General features: G+C 40.8%; 37 protein-coding genes. 5 read left to right on the top strand and 32 right to left on the bottom strand.

Going from position 1 to position 23,838, the window contains the following annotated elements:
* Positions 1-366 precede the first annotated feature (366 nt).
* Positions 367-588: a hypothetical protein gene (locus ABRT01_RS10155; RefSeq protein ID WP_269410921.1), complete on the bottom strand. Its 222-nt coding sequence runs from the start codon at positions 586-588 to the stop codon at positions 367-369.
* A gap of 332 nt (positions 589-920) precedes the next feature.
* Between ABRT01_RS10155 and pdaB the strand changes: the two genes are divergently transcribed.
* Complete coding sequence (gene pdaB / locus ABRT01_RS10150; protein ID WP_269410920.1) at positions 921-1,679, top strand: polysaccharide deacetylase family sporulation protein PdaB; 759 nt, start codon at positions 921-923, stop codon at positions 1,677-1,679.
* A gap of 134 nt (positions 1,680-1,813) precedes the next feature.
* Here the strand turns inward: pdaB and ABRT01_RS10145 are convergent, their stop codons facing one another.
* On the bottom strand, positions 1,814-2,482 hold the full coding sequence (locus ABRT01_RS10145; protein ID WP_269410919.1) for a KinB-signaling pathway activation protein: 669 nt from the start codon (positions 2,480-2,482) through the stop codon (positions 1,814-1,816).
* A gap of 234 nt (positions 2,483-2,716) precedes the next feature.
* Here ABRT01_RS10145 and gerD point away from each other — a divergent pair, with 234 nt between their 5' ends.
* Positions 2,717-3,334, top strand: coding sequence for a spore germination lipoprotein GerD (gerD, locus tag ABRT01_RS10140; RefSeq protein WP_269410918.1), 618 nt, complete (start codon positions 2,717-2,719; stop codon positions 3,332-3,334).
* Positions 3,335-3,392: 58 nt separating this feature from the next.
* On the opposite strand, the gene ABRT01_RS10135 is transcribed toward gerD, so the two are convergent.
* The gene (locus tag ABRT01_RS10135) at positions 3,393-4,451 is read right to left on the bottom strand and encodes an Mrp/NBP35 family ATP-binding protein (RefSeq protein WP_367746997.1); all 1,059 of its coding nucleotides are present in this window, start codon (positions 4,449-4,451) and stop codon (positions 3,393-3,395) included.
* Positions 4,452-4,764: 313 nt separating this feature from the next.
* Between ABRT01_RS10135 and ABRT01_RS10130 the strand changes: the two genes are divergently transcribed.
* Positions 4,765-4,926: a hypothetical protein gene (locus ABRT01_RS10130; RefSeq protein WP_269410916.1), complete on the top strand. Its 162-nt coding sequence runs from the start codon at positions 4,765-4,767 to the stop codon at positions 4,924-4,926.
* Here ABRT01_RS10130 and cwlD read toward each other — a convergent pair.
* From cwlD to ABRT01_RS10110, 4 genes are all read right to left on the bottom strand, one after another.
* On the bottom strand, positions 4,923-5,645 hold the full coding sequence (cwlD, locus tag ABRT01_RS10125; protein WP_269410915.1) for an N-acetylmuramoyl-L-alanine amidase CwlD: 723 nt from the start codon (positions 5,643-5,645) through the stop codon (positions 4,923-4,925). The genes ABRT01_RS10130 and cwlD overlap by 4 nt on opposite strands.
* A 123-nt stretch (positions 5,646-5,768) precedes the next feature.
* A complete protein-coding gene (locus tag ABRT01_RS10120; RefSeq protein WP_269410914.1) occupies positions 5,769-7,028 on the bottom strand; it encodes an efflux RND transporter periplasmic adaptor subunit in 1,260 nt (419 codons plus the stop codon).
* Complete coding sequence (locus tag ABRT01_RS10115; RefSeq protein WP_269410913.1) at positions 7,025-7,699, bottom strand: hypothetical protein; 675 nt, start codon at positions 7,697-7,699, stop codon at positions 7,025-7,027. Before ABRT01_RS10115 ends, ABRT01_RS10120 begins: the two co-directional genes overlap by 4 nt.
* 274 nt (positions 7,700-7,973) lie before the next feature.
* Positions 7,974-8,540 carry an NADPH-dependent FMN reductase gene (locus ABRT01_RS10110; RefSeq protein ID WP_269410912.1) on the bottom strand — a complete coding sequence of 189 codons (567 nt, stop codon included), beginning with the start codon at positions 8,538-8,540 and terminating at the stop codon, positions 7,974-7,976.
* Between the two features lie 341 nt (positions 8,541-8,881).
* Here ABRT01_RS10110 and ABRT01_RS10105 point away from each other — a divergent pair, with 341 nt between their 5' ends.
* Both ABRT01_RS10105 and ABRT01_RS10100 read left to right on the top strand, forming a co-directional pair.
* Entirely contained in the window at positions 8,882-9,394 is a 513-nt protein-coding gene (locus ABRT01_RS10105; RefSeq protein ID WP_269410911.1) for a protease complex subunit PrcB family protein, read from the top strand.
* A gap of 60 nt (positions 9,395-9,454) precedes the next feature.
* The gene (locus tag ABRT01_RS10100; RefSeq protein WP_269410910.1) at positions 9,455-9,616 is read left to right on the top strand and encodes a hypothetical protein; all 162 of its coding nucleotides are present in this window, start codon (positions 9,455-9,457) and stop codon (positions 9,614-9,616) included.
* Between the two features lie 36 nt (positions 9,617-9,652).
* Here ABRT01_RS10100 and rpsI read toward each other — a convergent pair whose 3' ends face one another.
* The 25 genes from rpsI to rplN all read right to left on the bottom strand — a co-directional run bounded on the left by rpsI (position 9,653) and on the right by rplN (position 23,808).
* Positions 9,653-10,045 carry a 30S ribosomal protein S9 gene (gene rpsI, locus ABRT01_RS10095; protein ID WP_269410909.1) on the bottom strand — a complete coding sequence of 131 codons (393 nt, stop codon included), beginning with the start codon at positions 10,043-10,045 and terminating at the stop codon, positions 9,653-9,655.
* Positions 10,046-10,064: 19 nt separating this feature from the next.
* Positions 10,065-10,502: a 50S ribosomal protein L13 gene (rplM, locus tag ABRT01_RS10090; protein ID WP_269410908.1), complete on the bottom strand. Its 438-nt coding sequence runs from the start codon at positions 10,500-10,502 to the stop codon at positions 10,065-10,067.
* A gap of 154 nt (positions 10,503-10,656) precedes the next feature.
* On the bottom strand, positions 10,657-11,403 hold the full coding sequence (truA, locus tag ABRT01_RS10085; RefSeq protein ID WP_269410907.1) for a tRNA pseudouridine(38-40) synthase TruA: 747 nt from the start codon (positions 11,401-11,403) through the stop codon (positions 10,657-10,659).
* Positions 11,404-11,419: 16 nt separating this feature from the next.
* Entirely contained in the window at positions 11,420-12,223 is an 804-nt protein-coding gene (locus tag ABRT01_RS10080) for an energy-coupling factor transporter transmembrane component T family protein (RefSeq protein ID WP_269410906.1), read from the bottom strand.
* A complete protein-coding gene (locus ABRT01_RS10075) occupies positions 12,216-13,091 on the bottom strand; it encodes an energy-coupling factor ABC transporter ATP-binding protein (protein WP_367746991.1) in 876 nt (291 codons plus the stop codon). Before ABRT01_RS10075 ends, ABRT01_RS10080 begins: the two co-directional genes overlap by 8 nt.
* Positions 13,067-13,909, bottom strand: coding sequence for an energy-coupling factor ABC transporter ATP-binding protein (locus tag ABRT01_RS10070; RefSeq protein WP_367746989.1), 843 nt, complete (start codon positions 13,907-13,909; stop codon positions 13,067-13,069). The genes ABRT01_RS10075 and ABRT01_RS10070 overlap by 25 nt, the downstream gene beginning before the upstream one ends.
* A 530-nt stretch (positions 13,910-14,439) precedes the next feature.
* On the bottom strand, positions 14,440-14,793 hold the full coding sequence (rplQ, locus tag ABRT01_RS10065; RefSeq protein WP_269410903.1) for a 50S ribosomal protein L17: 354 nt from the start codon (positions 14,791-14,793) through the stop codon (positions 14,440-14,442).
* A gap of 107 nt (positions 14,794-14,900) precedes the next feature.
* Positions 14,901-15,845 (bottom strand): DNA-directed RNA polymerase subunit alpha, encoded by a 945-nt coding sequence (locus ABRT01_RS10060; RefSeq protein ID WP_269410902.1) that lies wholly within the window; start codon positions 15,843-15,845, stop codon positions 14,901-14,903.
* A 219-nt stretch (positions 15,846-16,064) separates the two neighbouring features.
* Positions 16,065-16,454, bottom strand: a complete 390-nt coding sequence (rpsK, locus tag ABRT01_RS10055) for a 30S ribosomal protein S11 (protein WP_269410901.1) — start codon at positions 16,452-16,454, stop codon at positions 16,065-16,067.
* 19 nt (positions 16,455-16,473) lie between these two features.
* Complete coding sequence (rpsM, locus tag ABRT01_RS10050) at positions 16,474-16,839, bottom strand: 30S ribosomal protein S13 (RefSeq protein ID WP_269410900.1); 366 nt, start codon at positions 16,837-16,839, stop codon at positions 16,474-16,476.
* A 45-nt stretch (positions 16,840-16,884) separates the two neighbouring features.
* On the bottom strand, positions 16,885-16,998 hold the full coding sequence (rpmJ, locus tag ABRT01_RS10045; RefSeq protein WP_010095733.1) for a 50S ribosomal protein L36: 114 nt from the start codon (positions 16,996-16,998) through the stop codon (positions 16,885-16,887).
* Between the two features lie 33 nt (positions 16,999-17,031).
* Positions 17,032-17,250: a translation initiation factor IF-1 gene (infA, locus tag ABRT01_RS10040; protein WP_010095735.1), complete on the bottom strand. Its 219-nt coding sequence runs from the start codon at positions 17,248-17,250 to the stop codon at positions 17,032-17,034.
* On the bottom strand, positions 17,228-17,563 hold the full coding sequence (locus ABRT01_RS10035; protein WP_269412414.1) for a KOW domain-containing RNA-binding protein: 336 nt from the start codon (positions 17,561-17,563) through the stop codon (positions 17,228-17,230). The genes infA and ABRT01_RS10035 overlap by 23 nt, the downstream gene beginning before the upstream one ends.
* Before the next feature lie 179 nt (positions 17,564-17,742).
* The gene (locus ABRT01_RS10030; protein WP_269410899.1) at positions 17,743-18,387 is read right to left on the bottom strand and encodes an adenylate kinase; all 645 of its coding nucleotides are present in this window, start codon (positions 18,385-18,387) and stop codon (positions 17,743-17,745) included.
* A 36-nt stretch (positions 18,388-18,423) separates the two neighbouring features.
* Positions 18,424-19,716 carry a preprotein translocase subunit SecY gene (gene secY / locus ABRT01_RS10025; RefSeq protein ID WP_367746984.1) on the bottom strand — a complete coding sequence of 431 codons (1,293 nt, stop codon included), beginning with the start codon at positions 19,714-19,716 and terminating at the stop codon, positions 18,424-18,426.
* Positions 19,716-20,156, bottom strand: coding sequence for a 50S ribosomal protein L15 (gene rplO, locus ABRT01_RS10020; RefSeq protein ID WP_269410897.1), 441 nt, complete (start codon positions 20,154-20,156; stop codon positions 19,716-19,718). Before rplO ends, secY begins: the two co-directional genes overlap by 1 nt.
* Positions 20,157-20,186: 30 nt before the next feature.
* Positions 20,187-20,369, bottom strand: a complete 183-nt coding sequence (rpmD, locus tag ABRT01_RS10015) for a 50S ribosomal protein L30 (RefSeq protein ID WP_367746982.1) — start codon at positions 20,367-20,369, stop codon at positions 20,187-20,189.
* 13 nt (positions 20,370-20,382) lie between these two features.
* On the bottom strand, positions 20,383-20,886 hold the full coding sequence (gene rpsE / locus ABRT01_RS10010; RefSeq protein ID WP_269410895.1) for a 30S ribosomal protein S5: 504 nt from the start codon (positions 20,884-20,886) through the stop codon (positions 20,383-20,385).
* A gap of 20 nt (positions 20,887-20,906) precedes the next feature.
* Positions 20,907-21,269 carry a 50S ribosomal protein L18 gene (gene rplR, locus ABRT01_RS10005; protein WP_269410894.1) on the bottom strand — a complete coding sequence of 121 codons (363 nt, stop codon included), beginning with the start codon at positions 21,267-21,269 and terminating at the stop codon, positions 20,907-20,909.
* A 30-nt stretch (positions 21,270-21,299) separates the two neighbouring features.
* Positions 21,300-21,836, bottom strand: a complete 537-nt coding sequence (gene rplF, locus ABRT01_RS10000) for a 50S ribosomal protein L6 (protein ID WP_269410893.1) — start codon at positions 21,834-21,836, stop codon at positions 21,300-21,302.
* A gap of 31 nt (positions 21,837-21,867) precedes the next feature.
* Positions 21,868-22,266 (bottom strand): 30S ribosomal protein S8, encoded by a 399-nt coding sequence (gene rpsH, locus ABRT01_RS09995; protein ID WP_269410892.1) that lies wholly within the window; start codon positions 22,264-22,266, stop codon positions 21,868-21,870.
* A gap of 29 nt (positions 22,267-22,295) precedes the next feature.
* Positions 22,296-22,481 carry a type Z 30S ribosomal protein S14 gene (locus tag ABRT01_RS09990; RefSeq protein ID WP_019375521.1) on the bottom strand — a complete coding sequence of 62 codons (186 nt, stop codon included), beginning with the start codon at positions 22,479-22,481 and terminating at the stop codon, positions 22,296-22,298.
* Positions 22,482-22,523: 42 nt separating this feature from the next.
* A complete protein-coding gene (rplE, locus tag ABRT01_RS09985; RefSeq protein ID WP_269410891.1) occupies positions 22,524-23,063 on the bottom strand; it encodes a 50S ribosomal protein L5 in 540 nt (179 codons plus the stop codon).
* A 26-nt stretch (positions 23,064-23,089) separates the two neighbouring features.
* The gene (gene rplX, locus ABRT01_RS09980; protein ID WP_269410890.1) at positions 23,090-23,401 is read right to left on the bottom strand and encodes a 50S ribosomal protein L24; all 312 of its coding nucleotides are present in this window, start codon (positions 23,399-23,401) and stop codon (positions 23,090-23,092) included.
* Between the two features lie 38 nt (positions 23,402-23,439).
* Entirely contained in the window at positions 23,440-23,808 is a 369-nt protein-coding gene (gene rplN, locus ABRT01_RS09975) for a 50S ribosomal protein L14 (protein ID WP_269410889.1), read from the bottom strand.
* Positions 23,809-23,838: the final 30 nt, after the last annotated feature.

The raw sequence follows: 23,838 nt of genomic DNA, 5'->3' as shown, positions 1-23,838 counted from the left end.
TTCTAACCTCAACCTCTGACATCTGTTACATACTGGTTGTTTTGTTCAGTTTTCAAAGAGCAATTTTTTCCGTTGTCGTTTTAGCGACAAGTTATATTCTATCAAGATCCCCGCATAAAGTCAATAGTTTTTTTAAATAATTTTTAACGAACCATTTGAATTGTATTTGGGCTTTCCTGACAACAGATATTAATATAGCATATACATTATTATATTTCAACAAGTTTCCCTAAGAAAGTTACAATTTTTTATTACAGAAGAAACAAGGCTGTAAAAGATCGCCGATATGATACCAAGGATAAAACCTAAAACTAAAAATAAATGAACAACAGCTTTTGCCATTGCTCATCAATAACGAACATCCATTTATTCATTCTCCGTTCGCTTCAGTATATATTTGAGACATTCTTGTTCACTTGCAACACGACGAAGCAGTTGAAAGAGAATCCGATACCGCTCACGCATTGCCCGTTTCACCAAATGATCAATGCGATGATCTTCAAAATCCATGAGTAATTCTTCCAGTTCGCGTTTTAGTAAATATTCCATTTCCTTTTGTTCAATATCATTAATTAATAACCCTAACATTGCCGTCACTCCAAACTTTATCTGCTTAATTTAATCTGTTGCCAAGTTTTATTTGATAAGTATAAATTTAAGCTCTGTTCTTGCCAAAGCAGGCCAACCCGGCTCCAGCGCCCAAGACCTTTGCCGAACTTTATTGTTTTTATGTACTTGTTACATGATTACCCACATGTATTCGAAACCCATATTAGATTTTGTCGGTTTTCTGTGCACTTCTTCACTAGTCAGCAATTAATAAATATGTATTTCCGGAAAAAATCACCTTGTTTCCTAGCTTGTTCATATTATGATGTTTCATTCATAAACTGGTATAAAGAAGTTTTAGGAGGACTACTATGGGCCATTTTTACACCTTCCATTTGAAGTGGAAAAGTTGGACGGTTATCGTTTTACTTGCCTTATTCACCGCAACCTTTGTATGGTTTGAACGCGATGGAACATTTTCAATTTTTTCCCATGAAAAGCAAACTGCAGCATTATCAAAAGGTAATAAAGATGAGGCAAACATCGCCTTAACATTTGACATTAGCTGGGGTGAAAAAAAGATACATGCTATTTTAGAACGTTTAAAGGAAGAAAATGTACAAGCTACTTTTTTTGTGAGTGGCGAATGGGCGGAGAGACACCCGGAAATACTTGAAGAAATCACTGATGGTAAACATGAACTTGGCATGCTTGGCTACCGTTATAAAAGCTACCTCAACCAAAAACCTGAACAGGTGAAAAAGGATTTGTTGCATGCGAAAGAAGTATTCCAGAAGCTAGGTCTCGATGACATCAATCTTGTACGTCCACCAAGTGGTCAATTTGACAAAGAGATCATTAAACTGGCGGAAAACCTTGGTCTTACAGTGGTCCACTGGAATGTAAATCCAAATGACTGGAAAAACCCTGGAACGGAGGCTATTACTGATTTTGTTATGAAGCAGACTTCTAACGGTGATGTTATTTTATTACATGCGTCGGACTCCGTTAAACAAACGAATGAAGCATTAAAAACCATTTTACCCGGATTAAAAAATAAAGGATTCCACTTTGTAACCATATCCGAGTTCATTAATCAGGCACATGCCAAATCGAAACCAATCGAGTAGACGAAAAGTAACGCTATGGAAGGAAGACCATTGGATAGAGGAAACGTCCCAAACCTGAGAACGCCATTGTCTACTTCGTCAAAATAGAAAGCGAAGGCATCCATCTGGAATAGCCTTCGTTTCTAATCATTAAATTATGCTTTTTTACTTCCCTTTTTGCCGGCTTTTGCGCTGGTATTCCTTGATGGTTGTTTGGTACTCGATACCTGCTTGTGATCCGGCTTATTAATGTGGTGCAGAATTAATAACTGGTATGTGTTACAAACTAATAAAGGAACAATCATCAACCATGCGTAATCCATACCGCTTGTCCTAAGCCCGGGAACCCATTCCACTGTTGTCATGACAACCATAAGGAATAATGCCGGGATAAATGCTCGCTGATTGGTTTGCTTTGCCTTGATCTTTGCAATGATCCATCCATACACAAGTATTGCAGCTGCTATACCAATATATGTAATTAGTGACCCATTGCCATCTGAGGCATTATAAGGGAAATAAACCAAATCAAAGACAACAAACGCAATTAGCAGTACTTGTACAGTTGGCCAAAACGTCCGGAATATTCCCAGGCCGAACTGGTTAATAAACAAATACGCAAAAAACCCCGTCTGGCTAACAAGACTAAATACAAATCCAAGGCCAATAAAAAAGATGAGCACACCCAATAAATCAAAGAAATCAAACGGGTTTAACCATTCTGCATAAGAAGCCGTTTTTACAAAGAAGCTGGTTATTAATCCAGCTGCACCACCTAATGCCAGTGTGGTAAAAAACAGCCTTACCCATTTACGACTATTCAATCTGAATCCTCCTGCCGTTTTTAAGCTATGTATTTTTAACATTGCATCGATTTGCGCCAATCATTGACTTATACAGGACGTGACGCTTGTAGAGAGAAGTTCCCCTTTGAACATCCTCTTTTGAACATCCACTAAATTGTATTTTATCACGAACCAACGTATTTTTCCTTCTCAAGGTGCATACTTCTTGCTTTTTTCCTCATATTAAGGGTATGTAAGGGAAGGAGGATTAAAATGCTTCGGGCAATTTTTATATCCTTTGCTGCGCTGGCCATCCTAAGCCTATCTGCCTGTAGCGACGGACAAAGCTCTGCCGTACAGAAATCAGACTACGATACAACGAAGAAAATGGTTTTAGATATATTACAAACGGAAGATGGAAAAAAAGCACTTAAAGAATTATTGGCTGATGAACAAATGAAACAACAGCTTGTTATGCAGGATGATACCGTCAAAAAAGCGGTTAATGAGGCGCTTGTCTCTGATGAAGGGAAACAGATGTGGGAGAAGCTTTTTAGTGATCCAACATTTGTGAACAGTTTTGCTAAATCAATGGCAACCGAGCATCAAAAGTTGATGAAGGAACTCATGAAGGATCCCGATTATCAGAAGCAAATGCTAAGCCTCCTCAAAAATCCGCAAATGCAAGAGCAAATGCTAAACGTAATGCAAAGCCAGAAATTCCGTGATCATTTGCAGGACACTGTTAAAGAAACATTGCAAAGTCCAACATTCCAGGCAAAAATGACAGAAACCCTGTTAAAGGCTGCTGAGGAACAAGGGCAGCAAAAACAAGGAAAAGGGGATAAAGGCAACAAAGGGGATAATGCCTCTGAAGAAGGAATTGGATAAATAAAAAAGAGGTGAGACTCAACGGCCACCTCTTTTTTATCACATAAATTGTAATGCTTTACCCTTCCACTTCAGCCACAATTTTCGATGCCATCCGGTGATATTCTTGTCCAAGTGGATGATCTTGCTGATATACAGATGGTGCAAATACATCCTCTTCCTCATATGGCTGTTTTAGTGGCAGCTGTCCAAGAACTTTGGTTTTTAATACTTCTGCCAACTTTTTACCGCCACCATGGCCGAATACATATTCCTTTTCACCGGTTTTCTCACTTTCAAAATAAGCCATATTTTCGACAACGCCCAGGATTTGGTGATTTGTTTTAATCGCCATTTGCCCTGCCCGAGCCGCTACAAATGCTGCAGTTGGATGTGGTGTTGTCACAATGACTTCCTTACAAGTCGGTAACAGTTCATGCACATCCATGGCAATATCCCCTGTTCCCGGTGGCAGATCAAGAAGCAAATAATCCAAATCGCCCCATTCCACTTCCTTGAAAAAGCTATTTAACATTTTCCCAAGCATTGGTCCGCGCCAAATGATTGGGGAGTTGTCCTCTACAAAGAAACCCATGGAAATAACTTTTACACCCATCCGTTCAACCGGGTAGATTTTTTCATTGCGAACGACTGGACGTGTCTCCACTCCCATCATATCAGGGACACTAAATCCGTAAATATCTGCATCGATAATGCCAACCTTCTTGCCAAGACGATGTAAAGCAATCGCCAGGTTAACGGTTACAGTCGATTTCCCAACGCCCCCTTTACCACTGGAAATAGCGATAAAATTCGGATTGGAATTTCCACCCATTAATGATGCCTCTTGCGCTTTTTCTGCAGCTGGCTGGAATTTCTGAATCACCTCATCAGGCAACTGTTCAAAACGCAGTCCAACTGTAGTGGCACCATTCTTCTTCAAAATACCGACGACTTGCTGTTGCAGCTGCATTTGCTCGCCAGTATTTGTCTTCCCGATTGCCAATTTGACACTGACATGTTTCTTCTCTTCCTTTATGGTAACCTCTTTTACACCACCCGTTTCTTCCAGTGTTTTATGTAAAAAAGGATCCTTAACCGAGCTCAGTAACTGAATGACTTCTTCCTTCTGTAACACGGTAAATCACCATTCCTTTCCTAGCATCGACAGAACATGAACGTTATTCTGTCATTACTTGCTAGTATAACATAAATCTAAGTGATATGAATCATGTTGATGGTCACAGCTGATCAGTTCCATTGTTAATATAACGGCGAACTGATTTAATTAATATTCACACCTCTTTGGGCAGGTTGATATTTTATCAGATTTGGTCGATATAGCTTGCAATTTGGTCGATATTTTCCGCACCCCGGTCGATATTCTTGTCCAATGGGTTGATAGTACATGCTTCTTGGTCGATACCTTACACCTTTAGGTCGAAACGCGTATGCCATTGGTTGATATCTTCACATTTGCAATTGATATATCACGTTTTCTGGTCGATAAATCCCATTGCCAAGGCGATATCCTCACACTTTTTGATATCCCCATTCCCGGTCTGATTCTTCAAGTTCCGCAATCAACACACATCATCGCCCACTCCATTTAATCTTCCCCTTCCTCCATATCCTCTGTCGCATACCGTAAAATCCCTTCATAAATACTGCCGGCCATTTTCAATTGATAGTCATCCTGCTTTAACTGTTCCCGCTCCTGTTCATTGGATAGAAAGCCAAGTTCTACCAAGGCACCGGGAACTCCGGCATGCTTTAATAAATAGACCGTATTGAGTGCTAAAGGCGTGCGGTTTGTGTTTTCCAGATTACGAATCACTTCAGACTGGATCATCTTAGCCAGATGCTTGCTCTCTTCAAATTTTGGGTAGTAAAAGGTTTGTGCACCATGCCATCTGGATGACGGGATGGCATTCAAATGTATCGATACAAAAAAGTCGGCATGTTTTTCCTGAATAAAAGCAACCCGCTTGCGAATATCCTCCGACTTCCTCCGTGATAGTCCACTTGTACCCTTGTCAGCCAGGTCTATATCCTCTTCCCTGGTTAGGTAAACAAGTGCGCCTGATTGCTGCAAATAGTTCCGCACTTTTTTGGCGACGTTCAGGGTAATATCTTTTTCCTGGGTGTTGTCTTTCCCCTCGGCTCCTCCGTCAGGGCCACCATGTCCAGGATCAATAACAATCGTTTTACCGGCAAGGGGCAATGACCATGTTTTCCAGGTGTTTTCCGTTTTTTGAATTGGAAACTGAATTAAGAAGGCTAGCAGTACCAATCCTGCCCCCCAGCACACAACTTTACCAACACGTCCCATATCTCATTCGCTCCTTATTCTTCTGCTTGGACTATTTTATGGGACAGGTTTGGCATTTATGACTGGTGACAGGAAACAAAAATAAGCCTCTTCCATAAAGGCTTATTTTTACATCATATGTTTTTATCGTGTTAACAATCCAGCAATGAAATCCTCTTTCCAATCTTTTTGTTTAACAAATTGTTTCCATTTCAGTTGATCCAGTTGTAATGGGGTAATAAATGATGTTCCATGACGAAACGGAGCCTGTTGATCCCCCGCTACCCATTCACCAAGTTTGGCACCTTTTGTTACTTCAGTTTTCCCCTTCATTTCAATGCCTGTTGTTACTGGCTGTTTGACAAGTTTCCCTCCCTGGGTCATTTTCCAAACCGCGTGGCCAAATAAGGCATCATTTGGAACAACAGTGGCATTTTTTGATTCATCTGTTGTAATCGATACTTTTGTATGATACCCAGGCAGCAAATCCTTCATATCCCCTTGATCTGTAAAAGAAACATAAAATGGATAAATGCTCTTTCCATGCAGCGAGACTGTTTTCGGATTGTCATTAATCTCCTCAATCGTCCCTTTTAGCTTCTTCTTATTTTCTGAAATAGCTATCTCTGCGGGCATACCCTTTTCAAATTTCATCCGTTCCGTTTCCGTTAATTCACCTTCGACATGTACATCAGTCGAGGCGATTGTCATCACTGGATTTCCCAATGAATCGGACAGTTCTGTGACATTTCCTGTATATGGGCTATCCACTGTAATCGTATCCCCGCTCGCTTGCAAATCAGTTAACTGGGTTTGAACACTTTTCAGCCGTGCTTGTTTTTGTTCAAGTTCTTTTTTCTTTTCGGCAAGATATTGTTCTTTTAAATAATCAGCTTCTGTCACTGAGGAAGCAGTTTTTATTTGATTCATTTCTGCTGAATCTTTGTTTTCTGCTTGATTGTCCTCTTCTGTTCGGCTACTGTTATTTGGCATTGTACCAGGATTTTGCAACTGGTAAGCCGAAACAGCTGACATCGCCTGTTCAATTGCGGAAATTTCCTCATTTATCGTGTCTGTTTCCGCCTCCAATGTTGCTTTCGTATCATCAAAATCGGCAACCTTATAGGTATACAATGCATCACCTTCATGGACCTCAGCACCCTCGTCGACCAAAAATTCCTCGAAAGCTCCCATGGTGTCATCAAAGTATATGTGATGTTGGTTCACAGCAGCAAGCACACCTTTTTTATCTATCTGTTCATACATATTGGCGCTCGCTGTTTTCGTCCAATTTTTTATGTATGATGTTCGTTCAACTTTTTCGTCCTTATCAACAACCAGCAAGATACAGTTACAGATGATAAATAATAGAATAACGATACCGATGATCCGTCTCCACTTCATCCAAACCACCCTCTCAACAAATGGTTATCAACTGATGCCACTGTAGCAGCAACGATCCAATAGAAAAGGTGCAGCAAAATAACCATTAGCCAAACTCTACCTTTGCCATAAGATGACATAAAACGTAAATATTTTACCTGAAACCAAATAATCCATAATTGGACAATGGATATTGCGCCAAAGAAAAAGATTATCCAGTTATTCCCGGTTAAATAAGATGCAATAATTCCAAACGATAGCGGGGAAACATACCAGTCCAAACCCCAAATCAGCATCAATGGCACCCAAACGATCCGTTCGAGAAGCATGATGAACAAAACAGCCTGCTGCATGATCAAAAGCCGCCAAAAAGGTATGTCGAATACTGCATAAAACAATAGAGCGGAAAGAAATAATATAACAGCAGTCAGCAAAACCGCATACACGCAGCGCCCAATAACAAAATCCAGTTTGCTTGATTCATATTCTTGCATACTTAATCCGGTCCGAGTACTCGATATAAAATCGGAACCTATCCCCAAAGAAGCCATCCATCCATAAATAATGATGCTGAACAAACATAATAGCAGACACCATTTCCGTACATGATTCACCGTTTCCGCTTTACGAATCCGGTATAGATGGTCATCCATGGAAAAGAAAAATTTTAGCAGATTTTGATGATAGACCATGATATACATCCCTTTTTATTTAAACATGTTAGATAGATCCATTTTAACCTAAGATTTAACAAAACTCTACAACTTTCAAGCTATCAGAAAAATTATGTATCAATGAATGCATTTTAAAGAAAAACATCGCATAAATAATAGAGAACAATGATATATAAAGAATGGAATTAATTTCGGACAAGGTTAAAGCGCGTTCAACCGATGTAGACAATCATTGATTACATACTTCTTTGTCCCGATCAATTTTCGTCTTTTCGATATTACGCGCCCATTATCAAAAACCGTATGCATCTTCTTTCTTTTTCCTGACGATTTCCATAGCCTGAAACGTTTCAACTGTATCATCTACCAAATCATTCAGACGAAACAGAACGTCATCATTAATAATTTGTTTGCGATGGTAGTCCTGTTCCTCGATAAAGACATAAGTTGATACGATGGTTGCTTTCATATAGGCTAAAATTGGTTTTAGCTGCTGTTCGGACATCAAAAAATGTTTTGGCGAACCTGCAGTGACCACCATCCCGATAACCTTGCCCAAAAAGGCATTGGACGGCAATAAATCAAACACATTCTTCAATGTACCAGGTATAGATGCCTGAAAAGTTGGCGTACCAATGATCAATACATCCGCTGCCATGATCGCTTCAGCCACATATTTGGTGTCACCCTCATAATCCATATAATTACGTCCATCGCTAAACACAATGGACAGATCCTTCAAATCCAATAAAATTGTTTCTGCATCAGGATATTGTTCATGTATCCGATTCATGACATAATCCATGGCTATCCTGGTTTTGGAGCCGGTAATGGTCCCGGAAATCCCAACAATGTTCACCTTTTAACCCCCTCCATTACTAGATGATTACCCATTCCCAGCCGGTAATCATCATTTTCCAATCAAGGAACGTTACTGGTTCATTTTGCGAAGACGTTCCCATTATACCGTTTATTTCACTGCTATTTACAAAGACCCGTAACAATTAACGTTAAATAATCCACTATTACATTGTAACATGGTATGATAAAAATATGATAAAAATCGCTTGCTTGCGACTGCAGTCTTTGTGGAATATATACAATAAAGGAAGGATGGCAGGTTGCTAAGACGTCTTTGTTGCTGTTTTAACAACTATTATGCCGTCCAATTGTAAACAAGAGGATATGGGGGGTGATTTTATGCATGAAAAAGAAAGAAATACAGGTGATGAAGTAACGGATCTATCTTTCCAAACCATCCATGCAGATGATTCACCAAAGCAGGTGCAAAATTGGCTTGAAAAAGAGCGCACGAAGGAAGTAAACAAGGTATTTCTCGTAAACGGGAAAACATATGTCATTGTTCAGCTGGGGCAAAAGTCAACAGGTGGTTATCGTGTTTCCGTCAAACAAATCGAGCTTGTGAAACCATCCTCTGGTAACCAGACAGTCTTTGTTCATTATCAAGTGAAAGCACCCAAACAGGGTAGTTTCAACATCCAGGTGCTTACCTATCCCGTTGCTATCGTCGTACTCAATAAGGAATATCATATCGACTTCTGTTTCAAACAAATAAAGAAACCAAATAAGCTTAAAGAAACGAAATCTCATCCTGCTGTTCACGAACACCATAAAAGTAAAACTGACAAGTGTGGGCAGGATAAGCTGGCTCATCCACAAAAGTTGACCGAAAACGGCGAGATTGAGGAATAGTACAGGTCCATCAAACACAGGAGTGCGGGTAATCACTATAATCGGGGAATATCAACCTTGATGCAGGAACATCAACCAATTCGCAGCATCATCGACCTTGGAACGTGGGTATCAACCGGATTCGCGGTATTATCGACCTCTGTACCTGAACATCAGCCGAATTCGTATAATATCGACCATGGACATATCCAATACGAAATGCAAAACAGCCCATTTCCATGATAGAGAAAATGGGCTGTAATTCCATATATACATTGATTAACGTTTTGAAAATTGTGGTGCACGACGAGCTTTCTTAAGACCGTATTTTTTACGTTCTTTAGCACGTGGGTCACGAGTAAGATATCCTTCTTCTTTCAATGATTTACGGTATTCCGGATCCGCCTTTAAAAGTGCACGGGCGACACCGTGGCGGATAGCACCAGCTTGACCGGTAAATCCACCGCCATGAACGTTTACCATCACATCGTATGTGCCTTGTGTTTCCGTAGCCACAAGTGGTTGGTTCAGAATTAATAATTGTGTTTCATATGGAAAATAGTCTTTAGCATCACGATCGTTAATCACAACACGGCCGGTTCCTGGAACTAAACGTACACGTGCAGTTGATTTCTTACGACGTCCTGTGCCATAGTATTGTACTTGTGCCAATTGATTAACCTCCTCTTAATTATCCACGAAGCTTGTATTCTTCCGGTTTTTGTGCTTGGTGTTTGTGTTCAGAACCTTTGTATACGTGCAGTTTTTTACCCATTTTGCGGCCAAGCGAACCTTTAGGTAACATACCTTTAACAGCCAGCTCGATCATTTGCTCAGGGTATTTAGTACGCATTTCGTATGCATTACGTTCTCTTAATCCACCGACATAACCTGAGTGATTGTAATATTTTTTGTCGGTAATTTTGTTACCGGTAAGTTCTATTTTTTCCGCATTGATAATGATGACATTGTCACCTGTATCTGCATGTGGCGTGTAAGTTGGTTTATGCTTTCCTCGAAGAATTGCAGCAACTTCACTAGCTAAGCGACCTAACCGCTCTCCTTCAGCATCCACAACAAGCCATTTGCGTTCGATATTATTCTCATTCGCCATGAAAGTTGTGCGCATGATGGTTTCCCTCCATAATTCATTGTTTTCCGTTATTCCTATATCTAACATAATTAGTTTCCGGGGCTAATCATGGTTTTAGAAATAAAATGCCATAACTCATAGTATACCAATCTCATGGTGAATGTCAAGCCCTGTGAAGCTTTTCCCCATTTTATTCCCCGTATTTCACTTGCCACAAATACAAACCCTGAGGCGGCACCGTATCTGCTGCAAGCCGGCGATCTCTTTGTTCCATTAGATACGGTATAGCATCGGCGCGAAGTCTTCCCCTGCCAACTTCCAGCAAGACTCCGACCAGGATCCGTACCATATTATATAAAAAACCGCTTCCCCGAAAAATAAATTCAATCTCGCTTACATGCTTTGTGCATAACACTTGATATAGCGTACGTACCTTACTTCCTTTTGCGGTAGCTTTTGCCGATGAAAACGTTGTAAAGTCATGTTCCCCTTCAAAATATTCACAAGCCTGCTGCATCGCTTCTATATCCAGCGCATAAGGATATTGATAAACATAGTTACGCTTGAAAACATCTGTTTCCTGTTCGTTCAAAATATAATAGCGGTACTCCTTGCCCACAACATCAAAACGAGCATGGAATGACGCCGGCACTGTCTCGACATCACGCACATAAATATCCTGTGGCAGCAGTGTATTAAGCGCATGCTTCCAGTTGGCTTCCGGAATTGTCAGCGGTGTTTCAAAATGAATCGTTTGCCCTTTGGCATGAACCCCTTTATCGGTTCGTCCTGATGCATACAACCGGGTCTGTTTTCCTTTATGTATCTTTGTTAATACCCGTTCCACCTCACCTTGGATGGTTCGTTGGTTTGGCTGGATTTGAAAACCATTGAAATGACTGCCATCATAACTGATTGTACATTTAAGCTTTTTCAACTGAATCCAGCCCCCCTTATGAATAATTTCTGGTCAAAAATAATCCGGCAATCACACAAATAAATAAAAAATAAATAGCTATATCTCGCCGTTTTATGCTTAATTCCCGCAATTTTGTCCGGCCTTCTCCACCTTGATAGCCGCGTGCTTCCATCGCCATTGCCAGTTCTTCTGCACGTTTAAAAGCACTAACAAACAATGGCACCAACAGCGGAACAACTGCTTTAATACGGTCTTTTACAGGACCTGTCCGAAAGTCCACCCCACGCGATGCCTGTGCACGTGAAATTTTTTCCGTTTCCTGCATCAATGTCGGAATAAATCGCAATGAGATCGACATCATTAATGCTAGCTCATGAACCGGGAATTTGATTTTTTTCAACGGATGGAGCATCTCCTCAATTGCATCGGTGATTTCAATCGGTGTTGTTGTCAATGTTAATAATGATGTTACCAATATCAGCAAGAAGAACCGCATTGAAATGGCAATTCCCTGGATAATCGCCCCTGAATAAAGTTTGAAAGAAAAAATTTGTAATAAAACGGTCCCTTCCTTCGTGATAAATAAATGCAGCAGAAACGTAAAGATAATTAAGAACCAGACTGGCGTTAAACCCTTTATAATAAACTTGACCGGAATCCGGGTTGTGATAACACTAGCCAGCGCAAATGCCGTAAGCAGCAAATAACTGTATAATGAATTTGCGAAAAATACGATAATAACAAAGAAAAAAATCACCGTAATTTTTGTACGTGGATCCAAACGGTGAATAAGAGAATCTCCCGGGACATATTGACCAATAATTAACTTATCACTCATTTAACACTTGTCCCCCTTTGAGATGGCGTGCTACGGCTTGAGCAATTTCTTCCGTTGTTTGCCGGTGAAATGGAATCACTACACCAAATCGATCCGAAAAGCGTTTCAGAAATTGTACCGCTTCTGGAACATCCAGCTGTACACGATTCAATGCCGTTTGCCGGGTTAAGACGTCTTCTGGTTTTCCCTCCATATACTTCTTTCCTTTATTTAATATTATGACATGATCGGCATATGTGACCGCATCTTCCATACTATGTGTTACAAGCACCGTTGACAGCCCGGCACGCTGATGCAGCTGATAAAACATGTTCATGATCTCTTTTTGCCCGCGCGGATCCAGACCAGCTGTCGGTTCGTCCAAGACTAACACATCCGGTTTCATGGCCAATACACCAGCAATCGCCACTCTCCGCATTTGCCCACCACTTAAATCAAACGGGGATCGCTTCAGCAACGGTTCAGGTATACCTACCTCCGGAACAATCTCCTTGATTCGCTGACTGACCTCTGCTTCTGAAACACCAAAATTCTTTGGCCCAAAAGCAATGTCCTTTTCCACTGTTTCTTCAAATAATTGGTGTTCCGGGTATTGAAAGACTACACCAACTTTACTGCGCAATTGCTTGATGTTTTTCGGCTTTTCCTCATGGGTAAGCTGGTAGTCCCCTATCGTTACCGTTCCGGCGCTTGGCAAAATCAATCCATTTAAGTGCTGAATTAACGTTGATTTGCCAGAACCGGTATGTCCGATAATGGCTACAAATGAACCCGAGGGAATATGAAATGATAAATCGTCAATCGCCTTATGGGCAAACGGACTGTCTTCTTGATAGATATAGCTTACGTTTTCGAATGTAATGTCCATAGTTCCTCCAACAGTTCTTCTTGGTTTAAGGGTTCATTTGTCACGTTCATTCCATTTTTCTTCAGTTCATCTGTTAATATAGCAACAAATGGCACATCCAGTCCAATTTCCCGTAATGCTTTCTGCTTTGTAAAAATCTCCCGCGGTGTCGTTTCATCCCAGATCACGCCATGATTCATTACAATGACCCGTTCAGCCTGTACTACCTCCTGTAAATCATGAGTAATCGTGATCAAGGAGAGTTTATTTTCCCGCATAACCGCTGAAACAGTCTTCATAATCTCTTTACGTCCCCGAGGATCAAGCATTGCCGTAGCCTCATCCAAAATAAGTGCCTTGGGTGAAACTGCCAAGACTCCGGCAATTGCCACCCGCTGCTTTTGCCCGCCTGACAAGCGATGTGGCTCCGTCATGCGATAATCCTGCATCCCGACAGCGGTTAAACTTCGATCAATCCGCTTTACCATCTCTTCCCTCGGTATCCCGCGGTTTTCCATGCCAAACGCTACATCATCCTGTACAGTTGTCCCAACAAATTGATTATCCGGATTTTGAAAAACCATCCCAACATCTTTTCGAATATCCCAAATGGTTTCCTCATTTACCGGCTTACCATGAATAACAATTTCTCCTTCTTGAGGAAATAACAGTCCATTCATTAATTTGGCGATCGTTGATTTTCCCGAGCCATTATGCCCGATAATTGCCAGCCACTCATTTTCATAAACAACGAACGAGCAATTCTTTAAGACCCATGGTTCATCTTCCCCATATCGGAAGGAAACATTTTTAAACTCAATCATCCTCTGGCGCTCCATGATGTGGCTCCTCCTCTATAATATATCTGTGGAATGTAAGTGGAGATGTATAGAAGGATCAATCTATTATTGATTTAATTTTATTTTTGTACACAAGGGTAATCTCCGCCTTGGAAACTTTGATCATGTTTACCCAACTATGTTGATATTTATTGGTATCTGGTTGATATCTCGTCCAATTCAGTCGATGACTTGATGATTTGGGTTGATATTCGCACCACAGGGTCAATATTGAAGAAATTCGGTTGATACTCGCCCTATTAAGGTTGATATCCATTAGTTTTGGTCGATAGCTGCCTGCCCTCCGTTGCTAAACGGCCCCGCTGCCCTTTTATGATCTAGTTGCGCGTGGGCTAGCGACTACTGCCATAGGTAATAGACACTCCAAGCGCCAAAAACCGGGCGCTTTACGGTCTCTTGCCTATGCCATACGTCGCTGGGCAAGCCCGCTGCACTTTTCCTAATAAAAAAGGGCTTGGATTCACCTCGTGGAAGAGATTCAGTCCTGCCCTTAGCGTTCTTATTTTGCATTAAACAAGTTCAATGATTGCCATTTTGGCGCCATCACCTTGACGTTCACCAAGTTTAAGAACGCGTGTATATCCACCTTGGCGATCTTCGTAACGTGCAGCTACGTCATCAAAAAGTTTTTGAACAACATTTTCGCTTTCGTTTGCTTCCTGATTGTATAAAAATGCCGCAGCTTGGCGACGTGCATGAAGATCACCGCGTTTTCCGAGTGTAATCATTTTTTCAACTACTGACTTTAATTCCTTCGCTTTTGCTTCCGTTGTTTCAATCCGTTCATGAATAATTAAATCAGATGCAAGGTTGCGAAGTAATGCCATGCGATGGTCTGTTGTGCGACCTAGTTTTCTAGCCATGGACTATCCCTCCCTTTCCTGTTGCTAGGAACTACTAATATCCGGTAACTATAGATAGGTAAGCATTTTGCATAGAACTACATGCCAATCTAAAAATGTCCTATCTATTAGTCATCATTACGTAATCCCAAGCCTAAATCACTTAGTTTTACTTTTACTTCCTCCAGTGATTTACGACCAAGGTTACGGACTTTCATCATATCTTCTTCCGATTTATTTGCAAGCTCCTGGACTGTATTAATTCCGGCACGTTTCAAACAGTTATAGGATCGAACAGAAAGATCAAGCTCTTCAATGGTCATTTCCATTACTTTTTCCTTCTGATCTTCCTCTTTTTCAACCATGATCTCGGCATTTTGTGCTTCATCAGTTAATCCTACAAAAATATTGAGATGCTCTGTAAATATTTTGGCACCCAATGAAACAGCCTCTTCAGGGCGAATACTTCCATCTGTTGATACATCCAGTGTTAATTTATCGTAGTTTGCAACTTGTCCTACTCGGGTATTTTCAACTTGATATGTGATGCGTGATACTGGTGTGAAGATCGAATCAATTGGAATAACCCCAATCGGCTGATCATCACGTTTATTTGCGTCTGCCGGCCGATAGCCTCGACCACGTTCAGCAGTGATTTTCATATGCAGGTTCCCTTTACTGCTTACCGTAGCAATAGGAAGATCCGGGTTTAATACTTCTACATCACTATCATATGTCAGATCTGCAGCCGTTACTGTTCCTTCTCCCTGCACGTCAATCTCTAATGTCTTCTCATCGTCAGAGTAAATCTTTAAAGCAAGCTTTTTTAAATTCAAAATGATAGTGGTCACATCTTCAACAACTCCATCGATTGTTGAAAATTCGTGTAGTGCACCATCAATTTGAACTGACGTTACAGCAGCGCCTGGAAGTGAGGATAATAGGATACGACGCAAGGAGTTTCCTAGAGTAGTACCATATCCACGTTCAAGCGGTTCGACGACGAATTTTCCAAATTTGGCATCATCGCTGATCTCTACCGTTTCAATTTTTGGTTTTTCAATTTCGATCATTCTATAAAACCCTCCTTCAAAACGTCGAAACCCCGGTTAGACTCCACTGTCTAACCGAAATTCCTCAAATAGGCAGTTGGCGTTTCTGCACTATTATCTTATTCGTATCTTCTTGTCAACTGAGATGCTGTCAGTTAAGGTAGTTCATAAAAAGAATCCTTACACTTTTAGCCATCATAACCCATTATAGACAGGGTGACAAATTATATACGGTAAAATTTACACACGACGACGTTTTGGCGGGCGACAGCCATTATGAGGAACTGGTGTTACATCGCGAATTGCTGTAACTTCTAATCCTGCTGCCTGAAGTGAACGGATTGCAGCTTCACGTCCTGCACCTGGACCTTTCACCGTTACTTCCAGTGTTTTCATACCATTTTCCACAGCAGATTTTGCAGCCGTTTCAGCTGCCATTTGAGCGGCGAATGGTGTTGATTTTCGAGAACCTTTAAAACCCAAAGCACCTGCAGAACTCCAGCCAATTGCATTACCTTGGGCGTCGGTAATCGTTACAATTGTATTATTAAATGTCGAACGGATATGTGCCACACCCGTATCAATATTCTTTTTCACACGACGTTTACGTGTATTTGTTTTACGAGCCATTGCTATTACCCTCCTTCACTTATTTTTTCTTGTTTGCAATTGTACGACGTGGGCCTTTACGAGTACGGGAATTATTTTTCGTTTTTTGTCCGCGTACTGGCAAACCACGGCGATGACGAATTCCCCGGTAAGATCCGATTTCAATCAAACGTTTTACGTTCAGGGAAACTTCACGGCGAAGATCACCTTCAATTGTATATCCGTCTATTGCTTTACGAATTCGTCCCAACTCATCTTCTGTAAGATCACGTACACGAGTGTCTTCTGAAACGCCTGCTTCTTTAAGGACTTCCTTTGCGGTTGTTTTCCCAACACCATAAATATAGGTTAACGCGATAACTACACGTTTTTCACGTGGGATATCTATACCTGCAATACGTGCCATAAAAATTAGCACCTCCTATAATTTTTTAATCCTATCTAACCTCTGTTAGCCTTGCTTTTGTTTATGCTTAGGATTTTCACAAATCACCATTACTTTACCTTTGCGTTTGATAACTTTACATTTCTCGCAAATTGGTTTAACAGATGCTCTTACTTTCATCATCTTTACCTCCTTTTATATCGGAGCTCCTTATTACTTGTAACGGTACGTAATCCGTCCCCTGGTTAAATCATATGGTGAAAGTTCTACCGTTACTTTATCACCGGGTAAGATACGAATGAAATGCATACGAATTTTACCAGACACATGAGCCAAAACGGTATGACCATTTTCAAGCTCGACATTAAACATTGCATTTGGCAATGTTTCCGTTACGGTACCTTCCACTTCAATTACATCGTCTTTCGCCATCGTGTTGATCTCCCTTCTTCAAATCAGTCACAACCTCATTGACAAATTTAGTTACGGCAAACCGTAATTTCCCATTTGTGACACGACCAGTTTCTAGAAGGCTGTTTTGGACTTCTGGGGATATATAATCCGTAATTTCAATATGATGTAAATTCTTTTTCTTTGGCCGATCATATTTACGTTTTTCCCCATCTGCTAGTAAGACATACCGTTCGTCAACTATTTTTATGACTACTGCATATTGGCCAGTCTCGCGTCCCTGCATAATTCGAACAACTTGACCTATTTGCGGAACCGAATCAGCTTCCTCCACAACGATCACCTTCACTTAGGCTATAGTTATAATAAATCCCTTCTCTTGAAGGTTTTAAAGTTATCATGTGTTACTACCTGTGTCACTGCTATATCAAGTAATCAATGTGCTACCCAAATTACACACTGTTATATTATACATTTTAACAGACAGAAATGCACCCCTATACAGCAGAATGCTTATTTTTCTATTTTTGATTGAATATCCTGGAATACTTGTTCAATTTCCTGATCACCGTCTACCGTTACCAAGTATCCTTTCTCCTCATAGAAATCCAGCATCGGCTGCATCTGATCAATATTAACAGCCAATCGATTCTTTACTGTTTCAGCTTTATCATCATCCCGCTGGATTAATGGAGACCCATCTTTATCGCAGATGCCGTCTTGTTTCGGAGGATTATACACCACATGATAGGTAGCCCCACATGTCGGACAGATTCTGCGCCCGGTCAGACGCTCAACCAATTTCTTCTCCGGAACTTTAATGTGCAGGACATAATCAATTGCTTTGTTCATATTGGCTAATATGGATTGTAAGCTTTTAGCTTGTGCAATTGTCCGCGGAAAACCGTCTAGTAAAAACCCATTTTGACAATCGCTTTTTTGCAAACGTTCGTCAACAATGCCTGTTGTTACCTCATCCGGCACAAGTGCACCTTGATCCATAAATTCTTTTGCCTTTTTACCAAGCTCTGTTCCTTCTTTAATTGCTAATCGGAACATATCTCCTGTAGAAATATGAGGGATGTGATATTTTTCAACTATTTTTTCTGCCTGGGTACCCTTACCAGCACCAGGAAGACCCATTAAGATTAAATTCAACAACTTTCCCCTCGCTCTCAAGCCTAGGACCGAGTTTTACTTGATAAAGCCCTTGTAGTGCCGTTTGACAAGCTGACTCTCCAATTTTTTCATGGTTTGCAATGCGACACCAACAACAATCAGTAAACTCGTACCGCCGATTTGTACTGATGTAGGCAGATTTCCAATTTTACCTAAGATCATAGGTAAAACTGCAACAGCTGCCAAGAAGATCGATCCTACCGTTGTAAGACGATATAACACCCGGGTAAGATAGTTTTGCGTCTTCTTACCAGGCCGAATTCCCGGGATGTACCCACCTTGTTTCTGCAAATTCTCTGCCATTTGTTCGGGATTAACCTGAACAAATGAGTAGAAAAATGTGAACGCAATGATTAATACAACATAAATGGCCATCCCAGCTGGTTTTGTATAATCAAAGATATTTTCAATTGTAGCCGCAACCTTATTGCCTTCAAACAGTCCTGCTACCGTTCTTGGTGCCATAATAAATGCGATCGCAAAAATTACCGGAATAACCCCTGCAGCATTTACTTTAAGTGGCAAGTGGGTGGAATGACCACCGACTGGCGAACGATTAACAAGCTTTTTGGCATATTGGATTGGGATTTTCCGCAGTGCTTGCTGAATAAAAATAACACCAACAGTAACTGCCAGAACAACCAAAATAATTAATGCAACAATGACGATATTAATAAACAATTCGTCACCTGGCTTATCAAAATACTGAATATACAACTGTTTTACACCATTAGGTATGGCTGCGACGATACCGGCAAAGATGATAATCGAAATCCCATTTCCGACTCCATTTGCAGTAATTTGCTCACCAAGCCACATCAAAAAGGTTGTTCCACTCGTCAAGACAACTGCAATCACCAGGAATGTCGGAATGCCGGGGTTCGATATCAACTGCCCGCCGGCCATGGCATTAAATCCGATCGACATTGCTATTGCCTGAATAAAAGCAAGCACCACAGTTCCATAACGGGTGATTTGCGCAAGTTTTTTGCGGCCCATTTCACCTTGCTTTTTCCATTCAGCAAATTTCGGTACAACATCCATTTGCAGTAATTGCATAATAATCGAAGCTGTAATGTAGGGCATAATTCCCATTGCAAAAATAGAGAAGTTCTGTAATGCCCCACCACCAAACGTGTTTAAGAATCCAAACACATTCTGCTGGTTCATAAAGTCAATCGCTTCTTTATTTGTGTATGGCACAGGAATAAATGTACCAAGACGGAATATAATTAACATCAACAATGTAAAAATAATCTTCCGTCTGATATCACCTATGCGCATAAAATTGGAGATTGTACGAAACATTAAATCACCTCGGTTTGACCGCCCGCTGCTTCTATAGCTTCTTTAGCCGAAGCAGAGAACTTGTGAGCTTTTACCGTAAGTTTCTTCTCGATAGCACCATTTCCAAGCACTTTAATGCCGGATTTCACTCTGCTAACGACACCTTCTTCAAGTAATAGCTCAGGTGTAACTTCTGTACCGTCTGCAAAACGATTTAATGCATCCAGATTCACAATAGCAAAATCTTTACGGTTAATGTTCGTAAAGCCACGTTTTGGCAAGCTTTGGAATAATGGCATTTGACCACCTTCAAAGCCTAGACGAGTACCACCGCCGGAACGTGCCTTTTGTCCTTTATGTCCTCTTCCTGAAGTCTTACCATTTCCAGATGACATGCCTCGACCAACACGGTTCCTATTTTTGCGAGTTCCTTCTGATGCCTTCAATTCATGAAGTTTCATGCGAGCACCTCCCTTTACGCTAATGTTTTATTAAACCTCTTTAACCGTTACAAGATGGGATACTTTATTAATCATGCCTCTAACTGACGGTGTATCCTCACGGGTAACAGTTGACCTGATTTTTTTAAGTCCTAATGCTTGAACAGTTTGCTTTTGCACTTCTGTTCGACCAATAACACTGCGCTTGAGGGTGATTTCTAACTTATTAGACATAGTATTTCCCTCCTTATCCTAACAGTTCTTCTACAGACTTTCCGCGTAGTTTTGCAACTTCTTCTGCGCGTTTTAAGTTTGTTAATCCATTTAAAGTAGCACGAATCATATTGATAGGTGTGTTTGCTCCAAGTGATTTTGTTAAAATGTCACCAACGCCGGCAAGTTCCAACACGGCACGAACCGGACCACCGGAAATAACTCCAGTACCTTCATAAGCTGGTTTCATTAATACATTACCAGAGCCAAAGCGTCCATTGATTTCATGTGGGATCGTTGTGCCGACAATAGGTACCTCAATCAAGTTTTTCTTCGCATCGTCAACTGCTTTTTTGATTGCTTCCGGTACTTCTTGCGCCTTACCAGTACCAAACCCTACATGCCCGTTTTTATCGCCAACTACCACCAATGCAGCAAAACGGAAACGACGTCCACCTTTTACTACTTTTGCAACACGGTTAATTGTAACAACGCGTTCTTCAAGATCTAATTTGTTTGGATCAATACTATTATGCATGTATGTCCCTCCTTTATCGATTAAAATTCAAGACCTGCATCTCTTGCAGCATCTGCCAAAGCTTTTACACGACCATGATAAAGATAGCCTCCGCGGTCAAATACAACCGATTTGCAACCTTTATCCTGGGCACGTTTTGCGATCAGTTCACCGACTTGTTTGGCTGCCTCAACATTGCCAGTTGCTTGTATTTGCAATTCTTTATCGTTTGTAGATGCACTTGTTAATGTCGTACCATTAATATCATCAATTAATTGTGCGTAAATGTGTTTATTTGAACGATATACATTCAAACGTGGGCGTTGTTCTGTTCCATAAAGGTTTTTACGAACGCGTACATGTCTTTTTTTGCGTACTGCATTTTTGTCAGGCTTTGTGATCATTTAAGTCACTCCTTTCTCTACCCTACCTGCTTACTTCGCCGTCTTACCTTCTTTACGACGTACATATTCATTTACATAGCGAATACCTTTTCCTTTATATGGTTCAGGCGGTCTAATCGCTCTAATCTTTGACGCAATCGCACCAACTAGTTCTTTGTCAATTCCTTTAACGACCAATTGCGTGTTTTTCGGAACTTCAATTTCAATGCCATCTTGTGGTTCAATTTCGACTGGATGGGAATACCCGGCATTGATAACTACTTTATTCCCCTGCTTTTGTGCCCGATAACCGACACCAATGATTTCCAGACCTTTTTCAAATCCTTTTGAGACACCTTCAACCATATTGGCAATCAGGCTGCGGGTAGTACCATGCATTGCACGATGTTCCTTATTATCACTAGGGCGTTCAACAGTGATAACATTATCTTCAATGACAACTTTCATTTCACCATTTAAGCTTCTGGATAATTCACCTTTTGGGCCCTTTACAGTCATGTGAGTTCCGTCAAGATTAATTTCGACACCTTCAGGAATTTGTATTGGCTTAAATCCTATACGAGACATTTTACGCACCTCCTCAATTTGAAAATGTTAATTACCAGACATAGGCAAGAACTTCGCCGCCTACAGCTTGTGAGCGTGCTTCTTTATCGGATAACACACCTTTGGATGTTGATACGATTGCAATACCCAGACCGTTTAGCACTCGTGGTACCTCATCGGCTTTTGCATAAACACGCAAACCTGGTTTACTAATTCGTTTGATACCTGTAATTACTCGTTGACTATTTGCACCGTACTTAAGGAATATACGCAAAACACCTTGCTTGGCATCCTCAATGAATTCATAATCACGTACGAATCCTTCACGTTTCAAGATATCAGCGATCTCTTTTTTGATTTTAGATGCAGGAAGCTCAAGCTTATCGTGTTTTACCATATTAGCATTACGAATACGAGTTAGCATATCTGCAATTGGATCTGTCATAACCATTAATCATTACCTCCTTCCCGAAACGGGTTTTACCAGCTTGCTTTTTTGACACCAGGAATTTGACCTTTATAGGCAAGTTCACGGAAACAAATACGGCATAATTTAAATTTGCGGATTACAGAATGTGGACGACCACAACGTTCACAACGTGTATATTCACGAACTTGATATTTTTGTGGGCGTTTTTGTTTCGCAATCATTGATTTCTTAGCCACAATTTTCCCTCCTTGTATTAGCTCTCTTCATAACGACCTCTCTTACTTTTGGAAAGGCATGCCTAGCTGAGCCAACAACTCACGCGCTTCTTCATCAGTATTTGATGTTGTTACAACAACAACGTCCATACCACGCACTTTGTTTACTTTATCATAATTAATTTCCGGGAAAATCAGTTGTTCTTTAATACCTAATGTGTAATTACCGCGGCCATCAAAAGCCTTTTTTGAAATTCCGCGGAAGTCACGAACCCGTGGTAATGAAACGGAAATAAGTTTCTGCAGGAATTCATACATGCGTTCACCACGAAGCGTAACTTTAGTTCCAATTGGCATTCCTTCACGCAAACGGAAACCTGCAATAGATTTCTTTGCGCGGGTTATCATTGGTTTTTGCCCAGAAATTAAAGCTAGTTCTTCAACTGCACTATCCAATGCTTTTGAGTTTGAAACTGCATCGCCAACACCCATATTGATAACAATTTTTTCGATTGCTGGCACTTGCATAACAGATTCATAATTGAATTTATTCATCAAAGATGGCAAAATCTCATCTTGATATTTTTGTTTAAGTTGATTCATCACGAGCGCCCTCCTTTCGCCGAAAATTACTTATCTAATGCTTCACCGGATTTTTTCGCGATACGAACCTTTTTGCCGTCCCGTACTTCATACCCAACACGAGTTGGTTCACCTGATTTCGGGTCAATTGGCATTACATTGGAAACATGAATAGCAGCTTCCTGATCGAGAATTCCACCCTGAGGATTATCTTGTGAAGGCTTGGCGTGCTTTTTCACCATGTTGATTCCTTCGACAATGACACGTTCTTTTTTAGGATATGCTTCTAAAATAGTCCCTTGTTTGCCACGATCTTTTCCGGAAATAACTTTGACTTTATCACCTTTTTTTACATGCATGCTTTACGCACCTCCTTGGCAAGGTCTAAACATTTGGTTTATAAAACTTCTGGAGCTAGAGATACGATTTTCATGAACTTTGCATCACGCAATTCCCGAGCAACTGGTCCGAAGATACGTGTACCTCTTGGACTTTTGTCATCACGGATAATTACGGCAGCATTTTCATCAAAACGAATATACGATCCATCTTTACGGCGCATTCCGGATTTGCTGCGTACAATAACAGCTTTAACAACTTCACCTTTTTTGACAACGCCTCCTGGTGTTGCATGTTTCACCGAACAAACAATGACATCACCAATATTAGCTGTTTTACGTCCAGATCCGCCTAATACTTTAATTGCTAGTACTTCACGGGCACCAGAGTTGTCTGCAACTTTTAAACTAGTTTCCTGTTGAATCATAAAGAGTGACCTCCCTTCGGATCTTCCTGA

Origin of the sequence: Lentibacillus sp. L22 (genome assembly GCF_040812445.1) — a bacterium.
GTDB lineage: Bacteria > Bacillota > Bacilli > Bacillales > Amphibacillaceae > Lentibacillus_C > Lentibacillus_C daqui.
Note: the sequence above shows the minus strand (reverse complement) of the source record. Positions and strands in the feature narration are given on the sequence as shown.

Bases quoted from the DNA above. Each gene is read 5' to 3' on its own strand.
- rpmD (WP_367746982.1), bottom strand. From the start codon at position 20,369: ATGTCTAATAAGTTAGAAATCACCCTCAAGCGCAGTGTTATTGGTCGA.
- ABRT01_RS10070 (WP_367746989.1), bottom strand. From the start codon at position 13,909: ATGGAGCGCCAGAGGATGATTGAGTTTAAAAATGTTTCCTTCCGATAT.
- rpsK (WP_269410901.1), bottom strand. From the start codon at position 16,454: ATGGCTCGTAAAACAAATACACGTAAACGTCGTGTGAAAAAGAATATT.
- pdaB (WP_269410920.1), top strand. From the start codon at position 921: ATGGGCCATTTTTACACCTTCCATTTGAAGTGGAAAAGTTGGACGGTT.
- cwlD (WP_269410915.1), bottom strand. From the start codon at position 5,645: ATGGGACGTGTTGGTAAAGTTGTGTGCTGGGGGGCAGGATTGGTACTG.
- gerD (WP_269410918.1), top strand. From the start codon at position 2,717: ATGCTTCGGGCAATTTTTATATCCTTTGCTGCGCTGGCCATCCTAAGC.
- ABRT01_RS10120 (WP_269410914.1), bottom strand. From the start codon at position 7,028: ATGAAGTGGAGACGGATCATCGGTATCGTTATTCTATTATTTATCATC.
- rplO (WP_269410897.1), bottom strand. From the start codon at position 20,156: ATGAAACTTCATGAATTGAAGGCATCAGAAGGAACTCGCAAAAATAGG.
- ABRT01_RS10155 (WP_269410921.1), bottom strand. From the start codon at position 588: ATGTTAGGGTTATTAATTAATGATATTGAACAAAAGGAAATGGAATAT.
- ABRT01_RS10100 (WP_269410910.1), top strand. From the start codon at position 9,455: ATGCAGGAACATCAACCAATTCGCAGCATCATCGACCTTGGAACGTGG.
- rplQ (WP_269410903.1), bottom strand. From the start codon at position 14,793: ATGGCTAGAAAACTAGGTCGCACAACAGACCATCGCATGGCATTACTT.
- rpsE (WP_269410895.1), bottom strand. From the start codon at position 20,886: ATGCATAATAGTATTGATCCAAACAAATTAGATCTTGAAGAACGCGTT.
- rpsH (WP_269410892.1), bottom strand. From the start codon at position 22,266: ATGGTTATGACAGATCCAATTGCAGATATGCTAACTCGTATTCGTAAT.
- rplR (WP_269410894.1), bottom strand. From the start codon at position 21,269: ATGATCACAAAGCCTGACAAAAATGCAGTACGCAAAAAAAGACATGTA.
- rpmJ (WP_010095733.1), bottom strand. From the start codon at position 16,998: ATGAAAGTAAGAGCATCTGTTAAACCAATTTGCGAGAAATGTAAAGTT.
- rplX (WP_269410890.1), bottom strand. From the start codon at position 23,401: ATGCATGTAAAAAAAGGTGATAAAGTCAAAGTTATTTCCGGAAAAGAT.
- infA (WP_010095735.1), bottom strand. From the start codon at position 17,250: ATGGCGAAAGACGATGTAATTGAAGTGGAAGGTACCGTAACGGAAACA.
- rplN (WP_269410889.1), bottom strand. From the start codon at position 23,808: ATGATTCAACAGGAAACTAGTTTAAAAGTTGCAGACAACTCTGGTGCC.
- ABRT01_RS10130 (WP_269410916.1), top strand. From the start codon at position 4,765: ATGCCATTGGTTGATATCTTCACATTTGCAATTGATATATCACGTTTT.
- ABRT01_RS10115 (WP_269410913.1), bottom strand. From the start codon at position 7,699: ATGGTCTATCATCAAAATCTGCTAAAATTTTTCTTTTCCATGGATGAC.
- secY (WP_367746984.1), bottom strand. From the start codon at position 19,716: ATGTTTCGTACAATCTCCAATTTTATGCGCATAGGTGATATCAGACGG.
- rpsM (WP_269410900.1), bottom strand. From the start codon at position 16,839: ATGGCACGTATTGCAGGTATAGATATCCCACGTGAAAAACGTGTAGTT.
- ABRT01_RS10105 (WP_269410911.1), top strand. From the start codon at position 8,882: ATGCATGAAAAAGAAAGAAATACAGGTGATGAAGTAACGGATCTATCT.
- ABRT01_RS10060 (WP_269410902.1), bottom strand. From the start codon at position 15,845: ATGATCGAAATTGAAAAACCAAAAATTGAAACGGTAGAGATCAGCGAT.
- ABRT01_RS10080 (WP_269410906.1), bottom strand. From the start codon at position 12,223: ATGAGTGATAAGTTAATTATTGGTCAATATGTCCCGGGAGATTCTCTT.
- rplF (WP_269410893.1), bottom strand. From the start codon at position 21,836: ATGTCTCGTATAGGATTTAAGCCAATACAAATTCCTGAAGGTGTCGAA.
- rplE (WP_269410891.1), bottom strand. From the start codon at position 23,063: ATGAATCAACTTAAACAAAAATATCAAGATGAGATTTTGCCATCTTTG.
- ABRT01_RS10075 (WP_367746991.1), bottom strand. From the start codon at position 13,091: ATGGACATTACATTCGAAAACGTAAGCTATATCTATCAAGAAGACAGT.
- rplM (WP_269410908.1), bottom strand. From the start codon at position 10,502: ATGCGCACAACTTTCATGGCGAATGAGAATAATATCGAACGCAAATGG.